General features: G+C 63.4%; 19 protein-coding genes. 11 read left to right on the plus strand and 8 right to left on the minus strand.

Annotated elements, in window-relative coordinates:
• Nucleotides 1–40 precede the first annotated feature (40 nt).
• From AC2CGW_RS02220 to AC2CGW_RS02235, 4 genes are all read right to left on the minus strand, one after another.
• Nucleotides 41–520 carry a CS1 type fimbrial major subunit gene (locus tag AC2CGW_RS02220; RefSeq protein WP_186667025.1) on the minus strand — a complete coding sequence of 160 codons (480 nt, stop codon included), beginning with the start codon at nucleotides 518–520 and terminating at the stop codon, nucleotides 41–43.
• A gap of 193 nt (nucleotides 521–713) precedes the next feature.
• The gene (locus AC2CGW_RS02225; RefSeq protein ID WP_054893849.1) at nucleotides 714–2378 is read right to left on the minus strand and encodes a cation acetate symporter; all 1665 of its coding nucleotides are present in this window, start codon (nucleotides 2376–2378) and stop codon (nucleotides 714–716) included.
• Nucleotides 2375–2686, minus strand: a complete 312-nt coding sequence (locus AC2CGW_RS02230) for a DUF485 domain-containing protein (RefSeq protein WP_186667029.1) — start codon at nucleotides 2684–2686, stop codon at nucleotides 2375–2377. Before AC2CGW_RS02230 ends, AC2CGW_RS02225 begins: the two co-directional genes overlap by 4 nt.
• Nucleotides 2687–3017: 331 nt before the next feature.
• The gene (locus AC2CGW_RS02235) at nucleotides 3018–3878 is read right to left on the minus strand and encodes a glycine betaine ABC transporter substrate-binding protein (RefSeq protein WP_186667030.1); all 861 of its coding nucleotides are present in this window, start codon (nucleotides 3876–3878) and stop codon (nucleotides 3018–3020) included.
• A gap of 209 nt (nucleotides 3879–4087) precedes the next feature.
• On the opposite strand from AC2CGW_RS02235, the gene AC2CGW_RS02240 reads away from it, so the two are divergent.
• Nucleotides 4088–5644: a glycoside hydrolase family 17 protein gene (locus AC2CGW_RS02240; protein WP_186710167.1), complete on the plus strand. Its 1557-nt coding sequence runs from the start codon at nucleotides 4088–4090 to the stop codon at nucleotides 5642–5644.
• 56 nt (nucleotides 5645–5700) lie between these two features.
• Here the strand turns inward: AC2CGW_RS02240 and AC2CGW_RS02245 are convergent, their stop codons facing one another.
• Nucleotides 5701–6063 (minus strand): hypothetical protein, encoded by a 363-nt coding sequence (locus AC2CGW_RS02245; RefSeq protein ID WP_186667034.1) that lies wholly within the window; start codon nucleotides 6061–6063, stop codon nucleotides 5701–5703.
• A gap of 223 nt (nucleotides 6064–6286) precedes the next feature.
• Between AC2CGW_RS02245 and AC2CGW_RS02250 the strand changes: the two genes are divergently transcribed.
• Nucleotides 6287–7585 carry an alpha/beta fold hydrolase family protein gene (locus tag AC2CGW_RS02250; RefSeq protein ID WP_186710170.1) on the plus strand — a complete coding sequence of 433 codons (1299 nt, stop codon included), beginning with the start codon at nucleotides 6287–6289 and terminating at the stop codon, nucleotides 7583–7585.
• On the plus strand, nucleotides 7551–8393 hold the full coding sequence (locus AC2CGW_RS02255) for an MlaA family lipoprotein (RefSeq protein WP_484573457.1): 843 nt from the start codon (nucleotides 7551–7553) through the stop codon (nucleotides 8391–8393). Before AC2CGW_RS02250 ends, AC2CGW_RS02255 begins: the two co-directional genes overlap by 35 nt.
• Nucleotides 8394–8417: 24 nt before the next feature.
• Here the strand turns inward: AC2CGW_RS02255 and AC2CGW_RS02260 are convergent, their stop codons facing one another.
• On the minus strand, nucleotides 8418–9572 hold the full coding sequence (locus AC2CGW_RS02260) for a patatin-like phospholipase family protein (protein WP_186710173.1): 1155 nt from the start codon (nucleotides 9570–9572) through the stop codon (nucleotides 8418–8420).
• 89 nt (nucleotides 9573–9661) lie between these two features.
• On the minus strand, nucleotides 9662–10597 hold the full coding sequence (locus AC2CGW_RS02265) for a lipid A biosynthesis lauroyl acyltransferase (protein ID WP_186667042.1): 936 nt from the start codon (nucleotides 10595–10597) through the stop codon (nucleotides 9662–9664).
• 111 nt (nucleotides 10598–10708) lie between these two features.
• Between AC2CGW_RS02265 and minC the strand changes: the two genes are divergently transcribed.
• The 7 genes from minC (at nucleotide 10709) to AC2CGW_RS02300 (ending at nucleotide 17314) form a co-directional block, all read left to right on the plus strand.
• A complete protein-coding gene (gene minC, locus AC2CGW_RS02270; RefSeq protein ID WP_186667044.1) occupies nucleotides 10709–11467 on the plus strand; it encodes a septum site-determining protein MinC in 759 nt (252 codons plus the stop codon).
• Nucleotides 11468–11562: 95 nt separating this feature from the next.
• The gene (gene minD, locus AC2CGW_RS02275; protein WP_054893840.1) at nucleotides 11563–12375 is read left to right on the plus strand and encodes a septum site-determining protein MinD; all 813 of its coding nucleotides are present in this window, start codon (nucleotides 11563–11565) and stop codon (nucleotides 12373–12375) included.
• A gap of 3 nt (nucleotides 12376–12378) precedes the next feature.
• A complete protein-coding gene (gene minE, locus AC2CGW_RS02280; RefSeq protein ID WP_003252572.1) occupies nucleotides 12379–12633 on the plus strand; it encodes a cell division topological specificity factor MinE in 255 nt (84 codons plus the stop codon).
• 145 nt (nucleotides 12634–12778) lie between these two features.
• Nucleotides 12779–13414, plus strand: coding sequence for an RluA family pseudouridine synthase (locus AC2CGW_RS02285; RefSeq protein WP_186667046.1), 636 nt, complete (start codon nucleotides 12779–12781; stop codon nucleotides 13412–13414).
• A gap of 103 nt (nucleotides 13415–13517) precedes the next feature.
• On the plus strand, nucleotides 13518–14807 hold the full coding sequence (locus AC2CGW_RS02290) for a M18 family aminopeptidase (protein ID WP_054895571.1): 1290 nt from the start codon (nucleotides 13518–13520) through the stop codon (nucleotides 14805–14807).
• Nucleotides 14808–14947: 140 nt separating this feature from the next.
• Nucleotides 14948–15112: a hypothetical protein gene (locus AC2CGW_RS02295; protein ID WP_186667048.1), complete on the plus strand. Its 165-nt coding sequence runs from the start codon at nucleotides 14948–14950 to the stop codon at nucleotides 15110–15112.
• Nucleotides 15113–15160: 48 nt separating this feature from the next.
• Nucleotides 15161–17314, plus strand: coding sequence for a mechanosensitive ion channel family protein (locus AC2CGW_RS02300; RefSeq protein WP_186667050.1), 2154 nt, complete (start codon nucleotides 15161–15163; stop codon nucleotides 17312–17314).
• Nucleotides 17315–17349: 35 nt separating this feature from the next.
• On the opposite strand, the gene AC2CGW_RS02305 is transcribed toward AC2CGW_RS02300, so the two are convergent.
• The gene (locus AC2CGW_RS02305; RefSeq protein ID WP_186667051.1) at nucleotides 17350–18063 is read right to left on the minus strand and encodes a UTRA domain-containing protein; all 714 of its coding nucleotides are present in this window, start codon (nucleotides 18061–18063) and stop codon (nucleotides 17350–17352) included.
• Between the two features lie 346 nt (nucleotides 18064–18409).
• On the opposite strand from AC2CGW_RS02305, the gene AC2CGW_RS02310 reads away from it, so the two are divergent.
• A complete protein-coding gene (locus AC2CGW_RS02310; RefSeq protein WP_186667053.1) occupies nucleotides 18410–19474 on the plus strand; it encodes an ABC transporter substrate-binding protein in 1065 nt (354 codons plus the stop codon).
• Nucleotides 19475–19553: the final 79 nt, after the last annotated feature.

Below are 19553 nucleotides of genomic sequence, written 5' to 3' on the forward strand. Positions count from 1 at the left end.
AGAGGCGGCAACGGGCAATGGAAAGCAGGGAGTGGGCGAATCAGGGGATGGCGGTTTCGAACATCATGCTCACCAGCCCCTGGTAGCTGCCGGGCACATAGCCGCCGGCTGGCGCGGCTTGAGCCGCGATCTCGAAACCGACCACCGCACCCGGCGCCGCCTGGGCTGCGCTGATGACTTCGGTGGAGGTGGTGCTGAGCGTGGTGCCGGCCACCGACACATCCAGGCCGATGCTGTTCACCCCGTCGCTGACCGCCGCCGGCGACACCAGGTAGGCGGTGATCGGGCCGACGGTGCTCTTGACCTGCAACTGCTTGCGGATCGGCTGCAGTTCGCTGCGGAACGAGTTCCAGGCCAGTTCCTGCGGGTCGTTCATCCAGTTGCCGCCCACCGGCTCGACGAAGAAGGCATCGGTAGGCACCTGCGCGGTGACCTGGACCTGCTTTTCGATAGGGTCGACGGCATATGCCGATGCGGCGGTGAACAGCGCGAGGGGCAGGGTCATGAACAGACGTTTCATGAGGAAATCTCCTTGAAGTAATGAGGCGGAATAACGCTTGACTGCGTCACCTGGCCCATTATTCGCGGAGTAATCGACGCATTAACTCAGACCCTTCCCAGCGAGCTTGGGAAATTTCCCAGGGATAGGAAAATGCCATCAGCCAGAAACGACGACGCCCCGGCAGGCGGGGCGTCGTACTCGGCATCAACGATCAGTGGGAAACCGCACCACTGGCACCCAGGCCGGTCTGCGAGCGAACGAACTGCGGGTAGAACAGTGCACGTTCGTCATCGGCAGCCTTGGACTTGTCGGTGACCGAGAAGAACCAGATACCCGCGAAGGCGATGATCATGGAGAACAGCGCCGGGTACTCGTACGGATAGATGGCTTTTTCGTGACCGAGGATCTGCACCCAGATGGTCGGGCCGAGGATCATCAGGCCAACCGCGCTGATCAGGCCCATCCAGCCGCCGATCATGGCGCCGCGGGTGGTCAGCTTCTTCCAGTACATCGAGAGCAGCAGTACCGGGAAGTTGCAGCTTGCGGCGATGGAGAAGGCCAGGCCAACCATGAAGGCGATGTTCTGCTTCTCGAACAAGATACCCAGGCCGATCGCCAGGACGCCCAGGGCGACGGTGGTGATCTTCGACACGCGGATCTCGTCCTTGTCGTTGGCCTTGCCCTTGCGCCAGACGCTGGCGTACAGGTCGTGGGAAACCGCCGAAGCGCCTGCCAGGGTGAGGCCGGCCACCACGGCGAGGATGGTGGCGAAGGCCACCGCCGAGATGAAGCCGAGGAAGATACTGCCACCCACGGCATCGGCCAGGTGCACCGCCGCCATGTTGTTACCGCCCAGCAGGGCGCCAGCGGCGTCCTTGAAGTCGGGGTTGGTGCTGACCAGCAGGATGGCGCCGAAGCCGATGATGAAGGTCAGGATGTAGAAGTAACCGATGAAACCGGTGGCATACAGCACGCTCTTGCGCGCTTCCTTGGCGTCGCTGACGGTGAAGAAGCGCATCAGGATGTGCGGCAGGCCCGCGGTGCCGAACATCAGCGCCAGGCCCAGCGAGAAGGCCGAGATCGGGTCCTTGACCAGGCCGCCCGGGCTCATGATCGCTTCGCCCTTGGCATGTACCTTGATGGCCTCGGAGAACAGGGTGTTGAAGTCGAAGCCCACGTGCTTCATCACCATCAGCGCCATGAAGCTGGCACCGGAGAGCAGCAGCACGGCCTTGATGATCTGCACCCAAGTCGTGGCCAGCATGCCACCGAACAGCACGTACAGGCACATCAGGATGCCGACCAGGATCACCGCGACGTGATAGTCCAGGCCGAACAGCAGCTCGATCAACTTGCCGGCACCGACCATCTGCGCGATCAGGTAGAAGGCCACCACCACCAGCGAGCCCGAGGCCGACAGGGTGCGGATCTCTTTCTGACCGAGGCGATAGGAGGCGACGTCGGCGAAGGTGTACTTGCCCAGGTTGCGCAGGCGCTCGGCGATCAGGAACAGGATGATCGGCCAGCCGACAAGGAAACCGATCGAGTAGATCAGGCCATCGTAGCCGGAGGTGAACACCAGGGCGGAAATCCCCAGGAAAGAGGCCGCCGACATGTAGTCACCGGCAATTGCCAGGCCGTTCTGGAAACCGGTGATGCGCCCGCCCGCCGCGTAGTAATCCGACGCCGACTTGTTGCGCTTGGAGGCCCAGTAGGTGATCCCCAGGGTGAAGCAGACAAAGGCCAGGAACATGATGATCGCCGACATGTTCAACGGCTGTTTCTGCACCGCGCCGCTGATTGCATCGGCAGCCCACACGGCGGGTGCAAAGGCACCGCAGGCCAGTACGGCCAGGGTTTTGGCGTGACGAATCATTGCTGCGCCTCCTTCAGGATCGCCTTGTTCAGCTCATCGAATTCACCGTTGGCACGACGCACGTAGATGGCGGTGAGGACGAAGGCCGAGAGGATCAGGCCTACCCCCAGGGGAATGCCCCAGGTGATGGACGAGCCGGGGCTGAGCTTGGCGCCGAGAATCTGCGGGCCATAGGCGATGAGCAGGATGAAGCCGCAGTAGAGGCCGAGCATGATCGCCGAAAGGAGCCAGGCGAAACGTTCACGTTTGGTGACCAGCTCCTTGAAGCGCGGACTTTCTTGTATCGATCGGTAGATGCTGTCGTTCATTGTTTTTGTCCTAGCAGCAACACAGTAAGGGGAGAACCCGCCTTAACTTTATGCTGCCGGTGGACGCCAACCAGACGACCTTAGTCTTAGATGCAACAGTCTTTTACCGTTTGGGTAACAAAGTCAGGGCCAATGCGCACTTTGTGGGAGCGGGTTTACCCGCGAAAAGTACCCACTGGCCCTAGGCTCTGTATGAAAAACCTTGATACTCGGTGATGCTGCGTTGAAAACAGCCTCGGAATGCTCATTTACAACCCGTAAACTCCGCTTCCTCGGCTGTTTTCGCCTTGCCTGACCTTCGTCTCAAGGCTTTTCATAAAGACCCTATCGGTTATTTACCCGTCCACTCCTTGACCCGCTCCGGATGCTTGGCCACCCAGTCCTTGGCCGCCGCTTCAGGCTTGGCGCCCTCCTGAATGGCCAGCATCACCTCGCCAATCTCGTCCTTGGACTGCCACTGGAACTTCTTGAGGAACTCGGCCACTTCCGGCGCCTTGCTCGCCAACTCCTTGCTGCCAATACTGTTGACGGTTTCCGCCGCGCCATAGACGCCTTTCGGATCTTCGAGGAACTTGAGCTTCCATTTGGCGAACATCCAGTGCGGCACCCAGCCGGTCACCGCGATCGACTGCTGCTTGGCATAGGAGCGGCCAAGTTCCGCCGTCATCGCTGCGCCCGAACTTGCCGTCAGCTTGTAGCCGGTGAGGTCATAGTCCTTGATCGCCTGCTCGGTCTTGAGCATCACCCCGGAGCCTGCGTCGATACCCACGATCTTCTGCTTGAAGCTGCTATCGGTCTTGAGATCGGCAATGCTGTTGGCCTTGACGTACTCAGGCACGATCAGGCCGATCTTGGCATCCTTGAAGTTCGGGCCGAAGTCGACCACGTTATCCTTGTTCTTGCTCCAGTACTCGCCGTGGGTCACCGGCAGCCAGGCCGAGAGCATGGCGTCGAGCTTGCCGGTCGCCACCCCCTGCCACATGATACCGGTGGCCACCGCCTGCAGCTTCACGTCGTAGCCAAGTTTCTGCTTGATCACTTCGGCGGCCACGTTGGTGGTCGCGACACTGTCGGCCCACCCGTCCACGTAACCGATGCTTACTTCCTTGGCCATGGCCTGTGCAGCACCCATGGTCAAGACCAGGGCGCCAGTCACGCCCAGGAAACGTCGCATTCTTGTAGTAGTCGCCATCAAAGCATCCCCTCGTCAGGTCTTGGAGATTGCATCATCAACCTGCAACACAGTGCGACCTGCTCCGTCAGCGACCTTTACCCAACGATAAGCGACAGCACTTGGCCATTAGCGTCATCCACGCGCAGGGTTCTGCGCGATCCTTGCATGCCAAACTGTTGGCGCCGGGCTACTATCAGCGACTCTGAACCGATGACCCGCGCCAGACGATGGACCGCTCGATGCCCAGCACGCCCCGCACCACCCTCCTCTACCTGATCACCTGCCTGTTCGCCGTGCTCGGTCTCGGTGCACTCTGGTATGGACTGGGCAAGCCGGTGCACCTGCCCGATGCGGCCAGCCCGACGCACAAGTTGCAGTGCGCTTCCTACACCCCCTTCGACAAGGACCAATCACCCTTCGACCAGCCGTTTCGCCTGCGCCCTGCGCGCATGGACGCCGACCTGGCATTGCTGGCCGAGCGTTTCCAGTGCATCCGCACCTATTCGATGACCGGGCTGGAGGCGATTCCGGCGCTGGCGCGCAAGCATGGCCTGAAGGTGATGCTCGGTGCCTGGGTCAACGCCAACCCGGTGGATACCGACAAGGAGGTCGCGCTGCTGATCGAGGCGGCCAACGCCAACCCGGACGTGGTCAGCGCAGTGATCGTCGGCAACGAAGCGCTGCTGCGCAAGGAAGTCACAGGCCAACGCCTGGCCGAACTGATCACCCGGGTGAAACGCCAGGTGACGGTCCCGGTCACTTACGCCGATGTCTGGGAGTTCTGGCTCCAGCACCCGGAAGTGGCGCCGGCGGTGGACTTCCTGACCATCCACCTGCTGCCCTACTGGGAGGACGATCCACGCGCGATCGAGGACGCCCTCGCGCATGTCGCCGAGGTGCGCCAGGTCTTCGGCAATCGCTTTGCGCCCAAGGACGTCATGATCGGCGAGACCGGCTGGCCCAGCGAAGGCCGGCAACGCGAGACCGCAGAACCAAGCCGGGTCAACGAGGCGCGCTTCATTCGTGGCTTCGTCGCGATGGCCGAGGCCAACGGCTGGCGCTACAACCTGATCGAAGCGTTCGACCAGCCCTGGAAACGCGCCAGCGAAGGCGCCGTGGGCGGTTACTGGGGGCTGTACGACGCTGATCGGCAGGACAAAGGCGTGCTCGAAGGGCCCGTCAGCAACCTGCCACTGTGGCCACAGTGGTGGCTGGTCAGCACCTTGCTGGTGTTGGCGACCCTGGGGCTGGCCGGGCGCCCGGCGCATGCCCGTGCGGCATTGCTGCTGCCGCTGCTGGCGGCAGTCGGCGCGGGCAGCCTGGGGCTGTGGGGCGAGCTGATGCGCACCAATGCACGCTTTGCCGCCGAGTGGCTGTGGGCGGCAGGGCTGGCAGGCCTGAACCTGCTGGTACTGGCCCATGCCGCGCTGGCCCTGGCCCGACGCGAAGGCTGGCGCGAGCGGTTGTTCGTCTGGCTCGAGGCTCGAGCAGGCTGGTGGCTGCTGGCAGCGGGGTTCGCAGCGGCGGTGAGCATGCTGGCAATGGTCTTCGACCCGCGCTATCGCAGCTTCCCCAGTGCAGCGCTGCTGCTGCCGGCCCTGGTGTACCTGCTGCGGCCGGTTGCGGCGCGCAGGGCCGAGGTGGCGCTGCTGGCGTTCATCATCGGCGCGGGGATTGCGCCGCAGTTGTATCAGGAAGGGCTGCACAACCATCAGGCCTGGGCCTGGTTGGCGGTCAGTGTGCTGATGGTCGCTGCCCTTTGGCGCAGTTTGCGCAGGGCTTGAGACGGCGGTGTTCTTTCCGCGGGCTTGCCTGCGAAAAGAACACCCGCAAAAACCTGCTAGCTGGAAACCCTGACCAACCTCAACCCCGCCAGAACCACCGCAAACACCGCCAGACTGGCCGTGTACAACACCAGCGCCGGCACCCCGGCCACCAGCGCCAGCACCGCCCCCCACCAACCAAGCCGTCCCGGCAGCACCTGGCACAGCAAGGCCAGCCCCAACGCCACCCAGCCGATCACCTGGAAGTGAATCCACAACCCCAGCAGCGACCGCGCGTGGCACTGCCAGTGCTCGCCAGGCACCGCGCACAGGCCTACCCACTGCCCGTCTTCCATCAGGCCGAAACGCACGCCATAACTGGCCGCCAGCCACAACGGCAAAAACAGCAGCAAGGCAACGACAGGCCACGAACGAATCATGTACAGCTCCAGAAAATGTAACCGGCGCTCAGGATAATCCCCCAGGCTTGCCGCGCAAGGCAAAATGGCTCGGTTCGGCTAATGTCGAGAAAGCGGTCATTGCCGCAGCGGCCAACTTCGCGGCAACATCCGCAACAATAAAGGACAGCGCACAAGGCAACTTTGCCTTGGGCGCGATGGTCCTAGCTCCACATTGCCTTGCCGTTCTCCCGGGGGACTCTCCATGCTTCGACCGTTGCGCCTCGTCGGCCTGCTGTGCGGCCTGTTTCTGGCTGCGGCCGCTTCCGCGCGGGACATAGACCCCGCCACCTATGGCTATCCCTTGACCAATCCGTTCGAGGCGACCATTGCCACTACGCCGCCCGACCAGCGCCCGACGCTGCCCAGCGACGACGATATCAACCAGTCCGACTACAGCCTGAACCTGCGCCCGGAGCGCGAATTCACCCTGCCGGACAACTTCTGGCCGGTGAAAAAACTCCGCTACCGCCTGGCACGCCAGGACCACGAAGCGCCCCTGGTGTTCATCATCGCAGGCACCGGCGCGCCCTACAGCAGCACCATCGCCGAATACCTGAAAAAACTGTTCTACCAGGCGGGCTACCACGTGGTGCAGCTGTCTTCTCCCACCAGCTGGGACTTCATGAGCGCCGCCTCACGCTTCGCCACACCGGGCGTAAGCCGCGAGGATGCCGAAGACCTGTATCGGGTCATGCAAGCCGTACGCGCCCAGCACCCGCGCCTGCCGGTCAGCGAGTTCTACCTCACCGGCTACAGCCTCGGCGCCCTGGATGCCGCGTTCGTCAGCCACCTGGACGAAACCCGGCGCAGCTTCAACTTCAAGCGCGTGCTGCTGCTCAACCCGCCGGTGAACCTGTACACCTCGATCAACAACCTCGACAAACTGGTGCAGACCCAGGTCAAGGGCATCGACCGCAGCACCACGTTCTACGAACTGATGCTGGAAAAACTCACTCGCTACTTCCAGGACAAGGGCTACATCGACCTCAATGACGCCCTGCTCTACGACTTCCAGAAATCACGCCAGCACCTGTCCAACGAACAGATGGCCATGCTGATCGGCACCTCGTTCCGCTTCTCGGCAGCCGACATCGCCTTCACCTCCGACCTGATCAACCGCCGCGGCCTGATCATCCCGCCGAAGTTTCCGATCACCGAAGGCAGCAGCCTCACGCCGTTCTTCAAACGTGCCCTGCAATGCGACTTCGACTGCTACCTGACCGAGCAGGTGATCCCCATGTGGCGTGCGCGCACCGATGGCAACAGCCTGCTGCAACTGATCGACCAGGTCAGCCTGTACGCCTTGGCCGACTACCTGCGCGACAGCCCGAAGATCGCCGTGATGCACAACGCCGACGACGTGATCCTCGGCCCCGGCGACATCGGTTTCCTGCGCAAGGTGTTTGGCGACCGGCTGACCCTTTATCCACACGGCGGCCATTGCGGCAACCTCAACTACCGCGTCAATGCCGACGCCATGCTGGAGTTCTTCCGTGGCTGAAAGACTCGTACTTGCCCTCGCCCTGCTCGTCAGCACCAGTGCCCTGGCAGCAGAAACCGCACCGCGTACCAGCGTGATCGAAGCCGATGTGGTCGACACGCCGAGCGTGGAGTCGGACGGTTTCCTCGACCCGCTGCGCGAGCTGAAATTCAACCCAGGCCTCGACCAGCGCGAGTTCGAACGCTCCACCCTGGCCGCGTTGAACGTCTACGACCCGCTGGAATCGATGAACCGGCGCATCTACCACTTCAACTATCGCTTCGACCAATGGGTGTTCCTGCCGGCGGTCGATGGCTACCGCTACATCACCCCGCACTTCGTGCGCACCGGGGTGAGCAACTTCTTCAACAACCTGGGGGATGTGCCCAACCTGTTCAACAGTGTGTTGCAGCTCAAGGTCAAACGCTCGGCGGAGATCACTGCGCGCCTGATGTTCAACACCCTGATCGGCGTGGGTGGGTTGTGGGATCCGGCGACCAAGATGGGGCTGCCACGCCAGAGCGAGGATTTCGGCCAGACCCTGGGCTTCTATGGCGTTCCGGAAGGCCCGTACATCATGCTGCCGATCCTCGGTCCCTCGAACCTGCGCGACACCACGGGCCTGGTGGTGGACTACGTGGGCGAGCGCGAGGCGAATTTCCTCAACGTCGCCGAGGTCAGTACCGACCACCCGGAAATCTTCCTGCTGCGCGCGATCGACCGGCGCTACACCACCAATTTCCGCTATGGCCAGACCAACTCGCCGTTCGAGTACGAGAAGGTGCGCTACGTCTATACCCAGGCGCGCAAGTTGCAGATTTCAGAGTGAGTGCGGCGGGGCCGCCCTGCGGCCTCAGCCCACCAATCCTAGAAACTGCTGCAACTCCCGGCGCTTGGCCAGGGCATCGCTGCGCCCCAGTTCGATCAGCTCACTGCAGTAGCTCGCCTCGAACAACAGGTAGCTGAGTACACCGGCCCCGCTGGTCCTGGTCGCTCCGGGCCCGCGCAGGAACAGGCGCAACGCCGCTGGCAACTCGCGCCGATGACGTGCCGCGATCTCGTCCAGCGGCTGGCTGGGCGCCACCACCAGGACTTCGATCGGCGCCAGGCCCAGACGGCGGGCGTCCAGATGTGCAGGCATCAGGTGGCTCAGGTGATTCAGGCGCTGCAACAACTCGATATCGTCCTCGAGGCTGTCGATGAAGGTACTGTTGAGCATGTGCCCACCAATCTGCGCCAGGCTCGGCTGCTGCCCGCTGAACACCCGCGCACTGTGCATCGGCGGCGCGGGGCGCTGCGGGTTACCGCTGACCCCCACCACAAGTACGCGGCTGGCACCCAGGTGCAACGCCGGGCTGATCGGCGCAGACTGACGCACCGCGCCGTCACCGAAGTACTCGTCACCCAGGCGCACCGGGGCGAACAGCAACGGGATGGCCGAGCTGGCCAGCAGGTGCTCGACGCTCAGCGCGGTGGGCACACCGATACGCCGGTGCCGCAGCCAGGGCTCGATCGCTTCGCCGCCTTGATAGAAGGTCACCGCCTGGCCGGACTCGTAGCCAAAGGCGGTTACGGCCACCGCGCGCAGTTGCTCGCTGGCCAGGGCATGGTGGATGCCGTCCAGGTCCAGATGCGCCTTGAGCAGCGCTCGCAACGGGCTGCTGTCGAGCAGCGCCACCGGCATCTGCCGACCCAGACCCAGCAGGCTATGGCTGACGAAACGGCTGGCCTGACGCACAACCCCGGGCCAGTCGCTGCGCAGCACAAGGTGGCTGCGAAAGTTCTGCCAGAAGCGGGTCAGGCGCTGCACCGAATCGCCAAAGCGGGTGGCACCGCTGGCCAGGGTCACGGCGTTGATGGCCCCGGCGGAGGTGCCGACGATGACCGGGAAGGGGTTGGGCGCGCCAGCTGGCAGCAGCTCGGCGATGCCGGCGAGCACGCCGACCTGGTAGGCAGCGCGGGCGCCGCCGCCGGAGAGGATCAGGCCAGTAGTCGGGGGTGGGGCCATCGGTTCCTTCCTGGTTTGTCGGTTTTGTCAGGATCGGCCCCTTCGCGGGCAAGGCGGGGCGCGAAAGGGCCTGCAGCCATTACCCCGGATCAGCGCTTCTTCTTGTCGTACAGCCGCGGCGCCCCTTCGGGCCGAGACTTGAAGCGCCGGTGCGCCCACAGGTACTGCTCGGGGCACTCGCGCAGCACACTCTCGACCCACTGGTTGATGCGCAGACAGTCGGCCTCCTCGCTCTCCCCCGGGAAGTCCTCGAGTGGCGCATGCACCACCAGACGATAGCCGCTGCCATCTTCCAGGCGTTTCTGGGTGAACGGAATCACCCTCGCCTTGCCCAGCCGGGCGAACTTGGTGGTCGCAGTCACCGTCGCGGCGGGAATGCCGAACAGCGGCACGAACAGGCTCTGCTTGGTGCCGTAGTCCTGGTCCGGGGCGTACCAGATCGCCCGCCCGCCGCGCAGCAGCTTGAGCATGCCTCGCACGTCCTCGCGTTCCACCGCCAGGGAGTCGAGATTGTGCCGCTCGCGACCGCGCCGCTGGATGAAGTCGAACACCGGGTTGCCATGCTCGCGGTACATGCCATCGATGGTGTGCTCCTGCCCAAGCAGGGCCGCGCCGATCTCCAGCGTGGTGAAATGCACCGCCATGAGGATGGCGCCCTGGCCGTCACGCTGGGCTGCCTGCAGGTGCTCCAGACCTTCGATATGCGCCAGGCGGGCAAGCCTGGCTTTGGGCCACCACCAGCTCATGGCCATTTCAAAGAAGGCGATGCCGGTGGAGGCGAAGTTTTCCTTCAGCAGGCGCTGCCGTTCGTCGCCGGACAGTGCCGGGAAACACAGCTCCAGATTGCGCGCGGCAATACGCCGACGCTCGCCGGCCAGGCGATACATCACGGCGCCCAGGGCGCTGCCGAGCCGCAGCAAGGCTCGGTAAGGCAACTGCACGACCAGCCACAGCAGGCCCAGGCCGAGCCACAGGCCCCAGAAACGCGGATGGAGGAAGTAGGGACGAAAACGCGGACGATCCATTGAAGCTTCCGGTAAGACAAAGGCCTGGCATTCTACAACCTTTGGCCGCAGGTTGCGGCCAATCGGTCTTATCGTTATAAGTCAGGGCACTTTTTTCGCAACAAGTCGTCTATGCAGACCATGAGCCTCAACCAGACACCCGACTCCGCCACCGTGTTCCAGCTCAAGGGCAGCATGCTCGCCATCACTGTGCTGGAGCTGGCGCGCAACGACCTCGAAGCCCTCGACCGCCAACTGGCGGCGAAAGTGGCGCAGGCCCCCAATTTCTTCAGCAACACACCGCTGGTGCTGGCCCTGGACAAGCTGCCGCCCGACGAAGGCGCCATCGACCTGCCAGGGCTGATGCGCATCTGCCGTCACCATGGCCTGCGCACCCTGGCGATCCGCGCCAGCAGGATCGAGGACATCGCCGCAGCGATCGCCATCGACCTGCCGGTCCTGCCGCCCTCCGGCGCCCGCGAACGCCCGCTGGAACCTGAGCCGGAAGTGAAGAAAGTCGAGCCCGCTCCGGCACCCGCTGTGGCCGCCGAACCCGAGGTTCGCCCGACCCGCATCATCACCAGTCCTGTACGTGGCGGCCAGCAGATCTATGCTCAGGGCGGCGATCTGGTGGTGACCGCCTCGGTGAGCCCGGGTGCGGAACTTCTCGCCGATGGCAATATCCATGTGTACGGCGCCATGCGTGGCCGCGCACTGGCCGGTATCAAGGGCAACACCCGGGCCAGGATCTTCTGTCAGCAGATGACTGCCGAGATGGTCTCCATCGCCGGTCAGTACAAGGTCTGCGAAGACCTGCGCCGCGACCCGCTGTGGGGTTCGGGCGTGCAGGTGAGCCTGGTCGGCGACGTGTTGAACATCACCCGTCTTTAACGGATACTGCCGCCATTTTAAGAGCAACTTTTCCACCGTTGCCTTTTTTGCATTTGCTGGGACTTCGGGTCCCGTTTATTTAGGGGTGAAACACCTTGGCCAAGATTCTCGTGGTTACTTCCGGCAAGGGGGGTGTGGGCAAGACCACCACCAGCGCCGCCATCGGTACCGGCCTCGCATTGCGCGGGCACAAGACTGTGATCGTCGACTTCGACGTCGGCCTGCGTAACCTCGACCTGATCATGGGCTGCGAACGCCGCGTGGTGTACGACTTCGTCAACGTGGTCAACGGCGAAGCCAACCTGCAGCAGGCCCTGATCAAGGACAAGCGCCTTGAGAACCTGTTCGTGCTGGCCGCCAGCCAGACCCGCGACAAGGACGCCCTGACCCAGGAAGGCGTCGAAAAGGTCCTGATGGAGCTCAAGGAGCAGTTCGACTACGTCATCTGCGACTCCCCGGCCGGTATCGAGAAAGGCGCGCACCTGGCGATGTACTTCGCCGACGAAGCCATCGTCGTGACCAACCCGGAAGTCTCCTCGGTTCGTGACTCCGACCGCATGCTGGGCATTCTGTCGAGCAAGTCGCGCCGCTCCGAAAACGGCGAAGAGCCGATCAAGGAACACCTGCTGATCACCCGCTACCACCCCGAGCGCGTGGAAAAGGGCGAAATGCTCAGCATCGCCGACGTCGAAGAGATCCTCGCGATCAAGCTCAAGGGCGTCATTCCCGAGTCGCAAGCGGTCCTCAAGGCATCCAACCAGGGTATCCCGGTCATCCTCGACGACCAGAGCGACGCCGGCCAGGCCTACAGCGATACCGTCGACCGCCTGCTGGGTAAAGAGAAGCCTCTGCGCTTCATCGAAGTGCCGAAGCAAGGATTCTTCGCGCGCCTGTTTGGAGGCAAATAAACCATGAACCTTTTTGACTTCTTTCGTGGCAGACAGAAACAGACCAGTGCGTCGGTAGCGAAAGAGCGTCTACAGATCATCGTGGCGCATGAGCGCGGCCAGCGCAGCGAACCGGACTACCTGCCGGCGCTGCAGAAAGAACTGCTCGAAGTGATCCGCAAGTATGTGAACATCGGCAACGATGACGTGCATATCGAGCTGGAAAACCAGGGCAGCTGCTCGATTCTGGAACTGAACATCACCTTGCCGGATCGCTGACAGGATCCCCTGCCACACCGCGATCCCCTGTGGGAGCGGGCTTGCCCGCGAAAAGCCCGGTACAGGCGCCATCACCCTGGCACTTTTACCGGGCTTCTTCGCGGGCAAGCCCGCTCCCACAGTGCTTTACAGAGAACCGCTGAACATGCCGCTGTCGAACATCCAGATCCTCTTCGAAGACGCCGCCATCCTGGTGATCAACAAGCCGACCCTGCTGCTGTCGGTGCCGGGCCGTGCCGAGGACAACAAGGACTGCCTGATCACCCGCCTGCAGGAAAACGGCTATCCCGACGCGCTGATCGTCCATCGCCTGGACTGGGAAACCTCAGGGATCATTCTCCTGGCCCGCGATGCCGACAGTCACCGCGAGCTGTCGCGCCAGTTCCACGACCGCGAGACGGAGAAAGCCTATACCGCACTGTGCTGGGGCCAGCCGACGCTCGACAGTGGCAGCATCGACCTGCCGCTGCGCTACGACCCGCCCACCAAGCCACGCCATGTGGTCGACCATGAGCAGGGCAAGCATGCCCTGACCTTCTGGCGCGTACTGGAGCGCTGCGGCGAGCATTGCCGGGTGGAGCTGACGCCCATCACCGGCCGTTCGCACCAGTTGCGCGTGCACATGCTGTCGATCGGGCACCCGCTGCTGGGCGACCGCCTGTATGCCAACCCCGAGGCACTGGCGGCCCATGAGCGGCTATGCCTGCATGCCTCGATGCTGAGCTTTACTCATCCGGTTTCCGGGGAGCGCTTGAAGTTCGAGTGTCCGGCGCCATTCTAAGGGATCGCGTGGCGCCCGTAGGAGCGGGCTTGCCCGCGAAGAGGCCCGCACAAATCCTGGACCATTTACGCTAAACTCGCGCCACTGCTGTCTGGAGTGAGCTATGCGCGAAGCACTGAATACCGGCCTGATCGATTTCCTCAAGGCCTCCCCGACGCCCTTCCACGCCACCGCCAGCCTGGCCAAGCGCCTCGAAGCCGCCGGTTACCAGCGTCTGGACGAGCGTGACAGCTGGGCCACCGTGCCCGGCGGGCGCTACTACGTCACCCGTAACGACTCTTCGATCATCGCCATTCGCCTGGGCAAGCATTCGCCCCTGATCGGCGGAATCCGCATGGTCGGCGCGCACACCGACAGCCCGTGCCTGCGGGTCAAGCCGCAGCCCGAACTGCAGCGCCAGGGCTTCCTGCAACTGGGCGTCGAAGTCTATGGCGGTGCCCTGCTCGCCCCCTGGTTCGACCGCGACCTGTCGCTGGCTGGCCGCGTCACCTTCCGCCGCGATGGCAAGGTCGAGAGCCAACTGGTCGACTTCAAGCTGCCGATCGCCATCATTCCCAACCTGGCCATCCACCTCAACCGTACCGCCAACGAGGGCTGGCCGATCAACCCGCAGAACGAGCTGCCGCCTATCCTGGCCCAGGTCGCCGGCGATGAGCGCGTCGACTTCCGCGCCCTGCTCACCGAACAACTGGCCCGCGAGCACGGCCTGATCGCCGACGTGGTGCTGGACTATGAGCTGAGTTTCTACGACACCCAGAGCGCTGCGGTCATCGGCCTGCATGGCGACTTCATCGCAGGCGCGCGCCTGGACAACCTGCTGTCGTGCTATGCCGGGCTGCAGGCGCTACTGGCCGCCGAGAGCGACGAAACCTGCGTGCTGGTATGCACCGATCACGAAGAGGTCGGCTCCTGCTCGGCCTGTGGCGCCGACGGCCCGATGCTCGAGCAGACCCTGCAACGCCTGCTGCCCGATGGCGACGAATACGTGCGCACCATCCAGCGCTCGTTGCTGGTGTCGGCCGACAACGCCCACGGCGTGCACCCCAACTACGCCGACAAGCATGACGGCAATCATGGGCCCAAGCTCAACTCCGGCCCGGTAATCAAGGTCAACAACAACCAGCGCTACGCCACCAACAGCGAAACCGCCGGCTATTTCCGCCACCTGTGCATGGCCGAGGAAGTACCTGTACAGAGCTTCGTGGTGCGTAGCGACATGGGTTGTGGTTCGACCATCGGCCCGATCACCGCCAGCCACCTGGGCGTGCGTACCGTCGACATCGGCCTGCCGACCTTCGCCATGCACTCGATCCGCGAGCTGTGCGGCAGCCAGGACCTGGCGCACCTGGTGAAGGTGCTGACGGCGTTCTATCGCAGCCGCGAACTGCCCTGATATCAGATAGGCCTTTTCGCGGGTAAACCCGCTCCCACAGGTGCATCACCGTTCCTGCAGGAGCGGGCTTACCCGCGAATTCTCCGCCCCTCAACGCGCTATGCTTCAAGCATGCCCCTGACAACAGAAGGATTCTGTTCATGTCACCCTTCCTCTCCCTGTTCGTGCCGGTGTTCCTTTTCCTGATGCTGCTGACCATCGGCTTCAGCCTGCGCGAGCGCAATGTCGGCGTACTGATGATGTGGATCGGCACCCTCGGCATCTTTGGCATCATGTGCTGGAAGATCCTCGAGAAACTCGCCTGAGAAATCCTCTACACTCCGGCAATCGATCGACCTGAGGTAGATTTTCCGGTGCCCGCCTTTCTCCGTTGCCTGACCCTGCTGCTTTTCCTGTTCATCGCTCCGGTGCAAGCCGCTGGCCTGCCCGGCTTGCTGGGTAGCAGCGCGCCTGCCCAACCCCAGGCCACCGAGCCGCTGGACAAGTCACTGGACGAGGTGATCAAGAGCCTGGAAAACGACCAGCAACGGGCCAAGTTGCTGGCCGACCTGAAGAAACTGCGCGATGCCAGCAAACAGTCGCAACCCACGGTGGAACAGGGCGTACTGGGGCTGATCGGCAACGCCATGCACGACCTGGAAAAGCAGTTCAGCGGCGATGCCAGCCCCTTCGTGCGCTGGTCGCAGGAAATCGACCAAGCCCAGACCGAACTGGCAGCATTGGTCGTGCCCGTGCACCAGTGGCCAGCGATCCTGTTCGGCTTCGCTGCGGTCATTGCCGTGTGGAGCCTGTTGGCCTACGCCTTCAACTGGATCGGCCATCGGGTACGGATCCGCTTCGGGCTGACCGAGGAACTGCCCCAACACCCACGGACCTGGGATCTGGTGCGATTCGCCCTGCGCAAGCTCGGGCCCTGGCTGGTGGCGCTGGTATTCACCGTGTACCTGAGCTTCGCCCTGCCACCGTCGCTGGGCAAATCCCTGGCCATGGTCCTGGCCTATGCGCTGGTGGTCGGCACCTGCTTTTCGGCGATCTGCGTGATTGCCTTCTCTCTGCTCGACGGCCCACATCGCCACCGTGCCCTGCATATCCTGCGGCACCAGGCGTTTCGTCCGTTATGGCTGATCGGCAGCTTCGCCGCCTTCGGTGAAGCGATGAGCGATCCACGCCTGACCACTGCACTGGGCACACACCTGGCCCATGCGATAGCGACCGTGACCAACGTGCTGGCGGCCCTGTGCACCGGCCTGTTCATCCTGCGTTTCAGGCGGCCGATTGCGCACCTGATCCGCAATCAGCCCCTGTCGCGGCGCCTGACCCGGCGCACACTCAGCGACACCATCGAGCTGCTTGGCAGTTTCTGGTTCGTCCCGGCCTTGATCCTGGTGGCGATCTCGCTGTTCGCCACCTTCGTCTCGGCCGGCGACACCAGCACCGCCCTGCGCCAGTCACTGATGTGCACCGTGCTGGTGGTGGTGTGCATGGTGCTCAACGGCCTGGTGCGCCGCCACGCCGCCAAACCTCGGCGCGCCAACAAACGTCAGGCGGTGTATACCGAACGCCTGAAGAACTTTGGCTACGCCCTGGTGCACCTAGGCATCTGGTTGCTGTTCATCGAACTGGGCCTGCGCGTGTGGGGGCTTTCGATGATCGGTTTTGCCGAGGGCGACGGCCATGATGTCAGCGTGCGCCTGCTGGGCCTGGCAGGCACCCTGATCGCCGCCTGGCTGGTGTGGATCCTGGCCGACACCGCCGTGCACCACGCACTGGTGCGTTCGCGCCGAGGCCTGGCCAACGCCCGCGCGCAGACCATGATGCCGCTGATCCGCAACGTACTGTTCGTGGCGATTTTCATCATCGCGGTGATCGTCGCCTTGGCCAACATGGGCATGAACGTCACACCGCTGCTGGCCGGTGCCGGTGTCATCGGCCTGGCTATCGGCTTCGGTGCGCAATCGCTGGTGGCCGATCTGATCACCGGCTTGTTCATCATCATCGAGGATAGCCTTGCCATCGACGACTATGTCGACGTCGGCGGCCACCTGGGCACAGTCGAGGGCCTGACCATTCGCACCGTGCGCCTGCGCGACATCGACGGCATCGTCCACACCATCCCGTTCAGCGAGATCAAGAGCATCAAGAACTACTCGCGTGAATTCGGCTATGCGATCTTCCGAGTCGCCATCCCGCACAGCATGAGCATCGACAAGGCGATCAGCCTGATTCGCGAGGTGGGACAGAAGCTGCGCAATGATCCGCTGATGCGCCGCAACATCTGGTCGCCGCTGGAACTGCAGGGAGTCGAGAGTTTCGAGTCGGGCTCGGCGATCCTGCGCGCACGCTTCAAGACCGCGCCGATCAAGCAGTGGGAGGTGTCGCGGGCCTTCAACCTGGCATTGAAACGCCAGCTCGACGAAGCCGGGCTGGACCTGGCTACGCCACGGTTGTCGGTGCAGGTGGTGACGGCAGGGGGTGGGGCGATGGCTGAGTCTGGCTCCGCCAATTAGGGCCCTTTCGCAGGCAAGCCCGCAAAAAGCGCCCCTTACCCCGCCTGCGCCTGGATACGAATCGCATCGTGCCGCCAATACTCCAGGTCGCAGTCGATCAGGTGCCCATGCTGGTCACTGTTGACCCGGGTAATGTGCAACCCCGGGCTCCCCGCCGACACCCTAAGCGCCATGGCCGCCGCCACCGGCAACGCAGTCGGCAGGATCTCGAAGCACACCTGCCCGTAGCGGATGCCATATTCGCGGGCATAGATCTCGGTCAGCGACTGTGCCAGGTCCAGCGCCAGGATCCCCGGGAAATAGCGTGGGTTGAGGTAGTGCTCGGCATACAACACACCGCGCCCATCGATGCGCCGCAAACGGCAGATCTGTACCACACTCGACAACGCCGGCAGCCGCAGGCGCGCACAGATCGCTGCGGAAGCCGGCAGCAAGCGCGCCGAGAGCAGCTCGGTGCTCGGAACCCGCCCCTGGTCGCGCACCATCGCATGGAAGTGGCTGCGCTCGATCAGGTCGTAGGTCAGGCGTTCGGGGGCGACGAACCAGCCGCGGCGCTCTTCGCGGTAGATCAGGCCCTGGGCCTCGAGCTGCACCAGCGCCTCACGCAAGGTGATCCGGGTAGTGTCGAATACCTCGCTCAGCTTGCGCTCGGCCGGCAGCTTGCCGCCCGGCGCCAGTAGGCCATGTTCGATCTGTTCCTGCAGCGCATGGCAGATGGCTGTTACCGCCCGCGGTGGGGTCGATTGCATCAAAGGTTACCTATCTGGACTAGTCCAGCCCCATAACAGGGCAACTGGAGAATAGAGCAAGCCTAGGCACGGCTGATGAAGATCCTGTGACAAAGCCCTTGCACCACGATTGCCAGAATCGGGCCAAGCCGCGTGAATAAAGGGCCGGGTTCTAGTCTACGCTTTGCTTTCAGGGCCCAAGCCTCCCCGCTGACGGGCCTGTCCTACATCAAACTGTCATGCAACCGGCCTACCTTGGCTCAAGGTTTGCTGACCTAGACCAAAGGTTCTCGGCAAGGTCTGCACCACAGCATTCACAACAGCGTTCATAACAACGATTGCAAGGCACCCACCAAAGGAGCTTCGGATGAAAAAGTTCTTCATGGCGTCACTGCTGGGCTCGGCCATCGCCCTGTGCACCACGGCCATGGCCGCCGATACCGACCTCAAGGCCCTGGAAGACGCCGCCCGCAAGGAGGGCACGGTCAACAGCGTGGGCATGCCGGATGCCTGGGCCAACTGGAAAGGCACCTGGGATGACCTGGCCAAGAAGTACGGCCTCAAGCACAGCGACACCGACATGAGCTCGGCCCAGGAAATCGCCAAGTTCGACGCTGAAAAAGACAACGCCAGTGCCGACATCGGTGACGTCGGCGCCGCCTTCGGCCCGATCGCCGTGAACAAGGGCGTGACCCAGCCCTACAAGCCGAGCACTTGGGACCAAGTGCCGGAGTGGGCCAAGGACAAGGACGGTCACTGGGCGCTGGCCTATACCGGCACCATCGCCTTCATCATCAACAAGGACCTGGTCAAGGAAGACGAACGCCCGAAGACCTGGCACGACCTGGAAAAAGGCAAGTACAAGGTCGCCATCGGTGACGTCGGCACCGCAGCCCAGGCTGCCAACGGTGTACTGGCCGCCGCCATCGCCTACAAGGGCGACGAAAGCAATATCGAGCCGGGCCTGCAACTGTTCACCAAGCTGGCTCAGCAGAAGCGCCTGTCGCTGGCCAACCCGACCATCCAGACCCTCGAGAAAGGTGAGGTGGAAGTCGGCGTGGTCTGGGACTTCAACGGCCTGAGCTACCGCGAGCAGATCGATCCGAAGCGCTTCGAAGTGCTGATCCCGTCCGATGGCTCGGTGATTTCCGGCTACACCACCATCATCAACAAATACGCCAAGCACCCGAACGCCGCCAAGCTTGCCCGCGAATACATCTTCAGCGACGCCGGCCAGACCAACCTGGCCATCGGCCACGCCCGCCCGATCCGCGCCGAGCACCTGAAGCTGCCAGCCGATGTGCAGGCCAAGCTGCTGCCCAACGAGCAGTACCAGGCCGCCCAGCCGATCAAGAACGCCGACGCCTGGGAGAAGACCTCCAAGGCCCTGCCGCAGAAGTGGCAGGAGCAGGTGATCATCGAGATGGAGTGACGGCGGGGTTTTCCAGCGCCTGACACGGCCCTTTCACGGGTAAACCCGCTCCCACAGGTGCAGCACAAGCTTCCAGGCC

The sequence above is a fragment of the Pseudomonas sp. SYWMCR5 genome, from assembly GCF_057197165.1.

What these genes read in the sequence shown, in the direction of transcription:
- AC2CGW_RS02220 (WP_186667025.1), bottom strand. Translation starts at nt 520, where the DNA reads ATGAAACGTCTGTTCATGACCCTGCCCCTCGCGCTGTTCACCGCCGCA.
- AC2CGW_RS02225 (WP_054893849.1), bottom strand. Translation starts at nt 2,378, where the DNA reads ATGATTCGTCACGCCAAAACCCTGGCCGTACTGGCCTGCGGTGCCTTT.
- AC2CGW_RS02290 (WP_054895571.1), top strand. Translation starts at nt 13,518, where the DNA reads ATGCGCGAAGCACTGAATACCGGCCTGATCGATTTCCTCAAGGCCTCC.
- AC2CGW_RS02260 (WP_186710173.1), bottom strand. Translation starts at nt 9,572, where the DNA reads ATGGCCCCACCCCCGACTACTGGCCTGATCCTCTCCGGCGGCGGCGCC.
- AC2CGW_RS02285 (WP_186667046.1), top strand. Translation starts at nt 12,779, where the DNA reads ATGCCGCTGTCGAACATCCAGATCCTCTTCGAAGACGCCGCCATCCTG.
- minC (WP_186667044.1), top strand. Translation starts at nt 10,709, where the DNA reads ATGCAGACCATGAGCCTCAACCAGACACCCGACTCCGCCACCGTGTTC.
- AC2CGW_RS02240 (WP_186710167.1), top strand. Translation starts at nt 4,088, where the DNA reads ATGGACCGCTCGATGCCCAGCACGCCCCGCACCACCCTCCTCTACCTG.
- AC2CGW_RS02255 (WP_484573457.1), top strand. Translation starts at nt 7,551, where the DNA reads ATGCCGACGCCATGCTGGAGTTCTTCCGTGGCTGAAAGACTCGTACTT.
- AC2CGW_RS02305 (WP_186667051.1), bottom strand. Translation starts at nt 18,063, where the DNA reads ATGCAATCGACCCCACCGCGGGCGGTAACAGCCATCTGCCATGCGCTG.
- AC2CGW_RS02235 (WP_186667030.1), bottom strand. Translation starts at nt 3,878, where the DNA reads ATGGCGACTACTACAAGAATGCGACGTTTCCTGGGCGTGACTGGCGCC.
- AC2CGW_RS02245 (WP_186667034.1), bottom strand. Translation starts at nt 6,063, where the DNA reads ATGATTCGTTCGTGGCCTGTCGTTGCCTTGCTGCTGTTTTTGCCGTTG.
- AC2CGW_RS02295 (WP_186667048.1), top strand. Translation starts at nt 14,948, where the DNA reads ATGTCACCCTTCCTCTCCCTGTTCGTGCCGGTGTTCCTTTTCCTGATG.
- minE (WP_003252572.1), top strand. Translation starts at nt 12,379, where the DNA reads ATGAACCTTTTTGACTTCTTTCGTGGCAGACAGAAACAGACCAGTGCG.
- AC2CGW_RS02310 (WP_186667053.1), top strand. Translation starts at nt 18,410, where the DNA reads ATGAAAAAGTTCTTCATGGCGTCACTGCTGGGCTCGGCCATCGCCCTG.
- AC2CGW_RS02250 (WP_186710170.1), top strand. Translation starts at nt 6,287, where the DNA reads ATGCTTCGACCGTTGCGCCTCGTCGGCCTGCTGTGCGGCCTGTTTCTG.
- AC2CGW_RS02230 (WP_186667029.1), bottom strand. Translation starts at nt 2,686, where the DNA reads ATGAACGACAGCATCTACCGATCGATACAAGAAAGTCCGCGCTTCAAG.
- AC2CGW_RS02265 (WP_186667042.1), bottom strand. Translation starts at nt 10,597, where the DNA reads ATGGATCGTCCGCGTTTTCGTCCCTACTTCCTCCATCCGCGTTTCTGG.